This window comes from Actinoplanes sp. NPDC048988 (genome assembly GCF_043197815.1).
GTDB lineage: Bacteria > Actinomycetota > Actinomycetes > Mycobacteriales > Micromonosporaceae > Actinoplanes.
This window is the reverse complement of the sequence record NZ_JBICTW010000041.1, coordinates 1-1,084: the sequence shown is the minus strand read 5'-3', so window position 1 is coordinate 1,084 and position 1,084 is coordinate 1. Positions and strand designations below refer to the sequence as shown.

At 56.3% G+C, this 1,084-nt stretch carries 1 rRNA gene; it reads left to right on the top strand.

Annotation, left to right across the window (positions count from 1 at the left end):
* Window positions 1-1,084, top strand: a 23S ribosomal RNA gene (locus tag ACGFJ7_RS46795); the annotation flags it as partial.

Below are 1,084 nucleotides of genomic sequence, written 5' to 3'. Positions count from 1 at the left end.
AGTCGCATGTTCTAGACCCGAAGCGGGGTGATCTAGCCATGGGCAGGTTGAAGCGTGGGTAAGACTGCGTGGAGGACCGAACCCACCAACGTTGAAAAGTTGGGGGATGACCTGTGGTTAGGGGTGAAAGGCCAATCAAACTCCGTGATAGCTGGTTCTCCCCGAAATGCATTTAGGTGCAGCGTCGTGTGTTTCTTGCCGGAGGTAGAGCACTGGATGGTCTAGGGGGCCTACAAGCTTACCGAAATCAGCTAAACTCCGAATGCCGGTAAGTGAGAGCGCGGCAGTGAGACTGCGGGGGATAAGCTTCGTAGTCGAGAGGGAAACAGCCCAGATCACCAGCTAAGGCCCCTAAGCGTGTGCTAAGTGGAAAAGGATGTGGGGTCGCTTAGACAACCAGGAGGTTGGCTTAGAAGCAGCCATCCTTTAAAGAGTGCGTAATAGCTCACTGGTCAAGTGGTTCCGCGCCGACAATGTAGCGGGGCTCAAGCACACCGCCGAAGCTGTGGCATTCACACAATACATCCGCTCAACTCTTTTGCGGGTTGGGTGCAGTGGTGTGGATGGGTAGGGGAGCGTCGTATTGCCAGGGAAGCGGCGGGGTGACCCAGCCGTGGAGGCTATACGAGTGAGAATGCAGGCATGAGTAGCGAATGAAGGGTGAGAACCCCTTCCGCCGGATGACCAAGGGTTCCAGGGCCAGGCTAATCCGCCCTGGGTGAGTCGGGGCCTAAGGCGAGGCCGAGAGGCGTAGTCGATGGATAACGGGTTGATATTCCCGTACCCGCAAAGGAACGCCCAAGACGAATTTTCAGGTGCTAACTACGCGAATGGCCGGCGACTTTCGGGTCTATGGTCAGGAGTCTAGGATCCTCTGGATTAGTAGTTTAGTGATGGGGTGACGCAGGAAGGTAGATGATCCCAGGCGGTGGTTGTCCTGGGGTAAGCGTGTAGCCCGCAGTGTAGGCAAATCCGCACTGCGTGATGGGTGAGACGTGATGCCGAGCCGTTTCAGGTGAAGTCATTGATCCTATGCTGCCGAGAAAAGCCTCTAGCGATGTTCCGAGCGGCCCGTACCCTAAAC